Origin of the sequence: Mycobacterium sp., assembly GCF_049802695.1 — a bacterium.
Classification (GTDB): Bacteria; Actinomycetota; Actinomycetes; order Mycobacteriales; family Mycobacteriaceae; genus Mycobacterium.
The window spans coordinates 1-4,589 of record NZ_JBARMY010000382.1 but is presented as its reverse complement, the minus strand read 5'-3'; the positions used below and the strand labels follow the sequence as shown (position 1 = coordinate 4,589).

1 protein-coding gene is annotated in these 4,589 nt (G+C 68.3%); it reads left to right on the top strand.

Going from position 1 to position 4,589, the window contains the following annotated elements; all coding sequences use genetic code 11:
* On the top strand, window positions 1–4,589 hold a 4,589-nt coding region (locus WA317_RS15640; RefSeq protein ID WP_425173896.1), incomplete at both ends, for an SDR family NAD(P)-dependent oxidoreductase.

Sequence of the window (4,589 nt, the reverse complement as noted above, 5' to 3'; positions counted from 1 at the left end):
CACTTGGGTTCTGCACGCCGAGGGCGTGCTCAGCTCCGCCACCGCCGAGCCCGCTGCCGACCTGTCGGCGTGGCCGCCGGTGGGCGCCGAGCCGGTCGACGTCACCGCACTCTACGACCGGTTGGCGGCAACCGGCTACGGCTATGGACCGGCGTTTCAGGGCCTGACCGCCGTGTGGCGCCGTGGTGACGAACTGTTCGCTGAAGTCTCACTGCCGCAAAGCGCTGGCGGCACAACGGGATTCGGTGTGCACCCGGCCGTCCTGGACGCATCGCTGCACGCTTTGCTCGCCGCCCACGACGGTACGGACGTGGCGCTGCCGTTCGCATGGGAGGGCGTGTCGCTGCACGCGGCCGGCGCGTCGTCGGTGCGGGCGCGAATCGCGCCGGTGGGCCCGTCGGCGGTGTCGGTGGAGTTGGCCGACGGGCTGGGGTTGCCGGTGTTGTCGGTGGCTTCGATGACCGCTCGTCCGGTATCCCAGCAGCAGTTGATGGCGGCGGTCACGGGGTCAGGCGCCGACCGGCTGTTCGAGCTGGTGTGGTCACCGGCATCGCCGGCATCGCACGCTGAAACGCCGGCCCACGATGTCTTCACATCCGTTGCGAGCGAAGGCGATCCGGTCAGCGAAACCTACCGGCGCACCCACGAAGCGCTGGCCGCCGCGCAGTCCTGGTTGACCGAGCGCGACTCCGGCGTGCTGCTGGTCGCAACGCGCGGCGCGGTCGCGTTGCCCGGCGAAGATGTTGTTGATCTGGCGGGCGCGGCGGTGTGGGGCTTGGTCCGCTCCGCCCAGACCGAGCACCCGGGTCGCATCGTGCTGATGGATTCCGACGCAGCGCTGGATGATTCAGCGGTCGCCCGGGTGCTGGCGACGGCTGAGCCGCAGGTGGTGCTGCGCAGCGGAGTCGTCCACACCGCGCGGGTGCAAAGTAGCCGCGCGGTCGACGGCATCCTGGTGCCGCCGGCCGACGGGCCATGGCGGCTGGGTCTGTCCAGTGCGGGCACTTTCGAAAACCTGCAACTGGAGCCCGTCCCCAACGCCGACGCAGCGCTGGAACCCGGCCAGGTCCGCGTCGCGGTGCGCGCCATCGCCACCAACTTCCGCGACGTCATGATCACCCTGGGCATGTTCACCCACGACGCGTTGATCGGCGGCGAAGCCGCCGGCGTTGTTGTCGAAGTCGGCCCCGGAGTCACCGAATTCGCCGTCGGAGACGACGTGTACGGCTTCTTCCCCGACGGCAGCGGCACCCTGGTCGCCGGCGACGTGCGACTGCTGCTTCCGATGCCATCGGACTGGTCCTACGCCGAAGCCGCCGCCATCTCAGCGGTTTTCACTACCGCTTACTACGCCTTCGTTCAGCTGGCCGACGTGCGGCCCGGTCAGCGGGTTCTGGTGCACGCGGCCGCCGGTGGGGTCGGGATGGCTGCGGTGCAGTTGGCCCGGCATCTTGGGTTGGAGGTGTTCGCCACCGCAAGTCGCGGCAAGTGGGACACGTTGCGGGCGATGGGTTTCGACGAGGACCACATCGCTGATTCCCGCAGCCTGGATTTCGAGGACAAGTTCCGGTCGGTGACCGGTGGGCACGGGGTGGATGTGGTGCTGGACTCGCTGGCCGGTGAGTTCGTTGACGCGTCGCTGCGGCTCGTCGCGCCCGGTGGAGTGTTTCTCGAGATGGGCAAGACCGACATCCGCGACCCCGGTGTGGTCGCCGACCAGCACCCGGGTGTGCGCTACCGCGCCTTCGACTTGTTCGAACCGGGCCGCAACCGCATGCACCAATACATGCTCGAACTCGCCGAACTCTTCGACGCCGGAGTGCTGCGGCCGTTGCCGGTGACGACATTCGATGTGCGACGGGCCGTGGCGGCGTTGCGGTATCTGAGTCAGGCGCGGCATATCGGCAAGGTCGTCCTGACTCTTCCATCTACGCCAGGTGGCGTGCTGGGTTCGGGCACCGTGTTGATCACCGGTGGCACCGGAATGGCGGGGTCGGCGTTGGCGCGTCACGTGGTCAATCACCACGGCGCCCGAAACGTGGTGTTGCTGAGCCGGCGTGGGCCGGACGCGTCCGGTGCCGCCGAACTGGCAGCTGAACTGAGCGCCGCCGGTGCTGAGGTGTCGGTGGTAGCCGGTGATGTGGCTGACCGCGCGGCGCTGGAAAAAGTGATCGCCGACATCCAGGCGCCGTTGACCGCCGTGATTCACGCCGCCGGTGTGCTCGACGATGCGGTGGTGACGTCGTTAACCCCGGAGCGGGTGGATGCGGTGTTGCGGGCCAAGGTGGATGCGGCCTGGCATCTGCATGAGTTGACCCGTGATCTGCACCTGTCGGCGTTTGTGATGTTCTCGTCGATGGCCGGGGTGGTGGGGTCGTCGGGTCAGGGCAATTACTCGGCGGCCAATTCGTTCCTCGACGCGTTGGCCGTGCATCGCCGCGCTCATGGTCTGCCGGCGATCTCGTTGGGCTGGGGCCTGTGGGACCAAGCCAGCGACATGACTGGCGGGCTCGATGCCGCCGGGCGGGCCCGCTTGGCGCGAACCGGCGTCAAAGCTCTGTCATCGGCCGAAGCGCTGCAGCTCTTCGACACCGCCATGATCGTCGACGAGCCGTTCCTGCTGCCGGCCCACATCGACCTCGCGGCGCTGCGCGCCAACGCCGCAGTGGTGCCGCCGATGTTCGCCGACCTCATCACGACGTCCACCCGCCGCCAGGTCGACGACTCGCTGGCCGCCACCAAGTCCAAATCGGCCCTGGCGCACCGCTTGCACGGGTTGTCAGAGGAGGAGCAGCACGCCGTGCTGCTGGACCTGGTGCGCTCACACATCGCCACCGTGCTCGGCAACACCACACCCGAGGCGATCGATCCGGACAAGGCGTTCCAGGAGTTGGGCTTTGACTCGCTGAGCGCGGTCGAGATGCGCAACCGGCTCAAGGCCGCCACCGGCTTGGCACTTTCGCCGACGCTGATCTTCGATTACCCGACACCGAGCCGACTGGCCGCATACTTCCGCAGCGAACTCGCCGGCCTCCCACAGGAAGTCAAAGCTGTGGCTGCGGTGCGCGCCACCGGCGACGATCCGATCGCGGTCGTCGGGATGGCGTGCCGCTACCCGGGCGGAGTCAACTCGCCGGAAGACTTGTGGGACATGGTGTCTCAGGGCCGCGATGTGCTCACCGAGTTCCCCACCGACCGCGGCTGGGACCTTGCCGGGCTGTTCAATCCCGACCCGGACGTCGCCGGCTCCTGCTACACCCGCACCGGCGGCTTCGTCGATGGCGTCGGGGATTTCGATCCGTCGTTCTTCGGCATAGCGCCGACCGAGGCGCTGGCAATGGATCCCCAGCAACGCCTCTTCCTCGAACTGTCGTGGGAAGCCATGGAGCGAGCAGGAATTGAGCCCGGCACGTTGCGTGGCAGTGCCACCGGAGTGTTCGCCGGGGTGTACACCCAGGGCTATGGCATGGGCGCCGCACCAGCCGCGGAGGGTTTCCGGCTGACCGGGCAATCTTCCAGTGTCGCGTCGGGGCGGGTGTCGTACGTGTTCGGGCTGGAAGGCCCGGCGGTCTCGGTCGACACGGCGTGTTCGTCGTCGTTGGTGGCGTTGCACATGGCGGTGCAGTCGCTGCGCTCGGGCGAGTGCGACCTGGCCCTGGCCGGCGGCGTCACCGTCAACGCCACCCCCGACATCTTCGTCGAGTTCAGCCGCATGCGCGGGCTGTCGACGGATGGCCGGTGCAAGGCATTCGCCGGAGCGGCCGACGGCACCGGATTCTCCGAGGGCGGCGGGATGCTGGTCGTGGAGCGGTTGTCGGATGCGCAGCGGTTGAGGCATCCGGTGTTGGCGGTGGTGCGGGGTAGTGCGGTCAATCAGGACGGTGCGTCGAATGGGTTGACCGCGCCCAATGGTCCGTCGCAGCAGCGGGTGGTGCGGGCGGCGTTGTCTAGTGCAGGGTTGAGCGCTGCTGAGGTGGATGCCGTCGAGGGGCACGGCACCGGGACGACGTTGGGTGATCCGATTGAGGCGCAGGCGCTGTTGGCGACGTATGGGCAGGATCGGGGTGCGTCGGAGCAGCCCCTGTGGTTGGGGTCGATCAAGTCGAATATGGGTCACACGCAGGCCGCGGCGGGGGTGGCCGGGGTGATCAAGATGGTGCAGGCGATGCGCCATGAGGTGTTGCCGGCGACGTTGCATGTCGATGAGCCCAGCCCGCATGTGGATTGGTCGGCGGGGTCGGTGTCGTTGTTGACCGAGGCTCAACCCTGGCCGGTGAACGGTCGGGTGCGTCGGGCGGGGGTGTCGTCGTTCGGGATCAGTGGCACCAATGCGCACGTGATCATCGAGGCTGCTGTGCCGGTGGAACCGGTGGAGCCGGTGGTGGAGCCGGTGGTGGTGCCCTGGGTGGTCTCGGCCAAGAGTGTGGCAGCGTTGGCTCTGCAGGCGGGGCGGTTGGCTGAATTCGTCGGTGGGCGCGCGCAGTTGGCGGCTGCTGATGTGGGGTGGTCGTTGGCGGGTCGGTCCAGCTTCGAGCATCGTGCGGTGGTGCTCGGGGCCGATCGTGGCGAGTTGTTGGACGGGTTGGCGC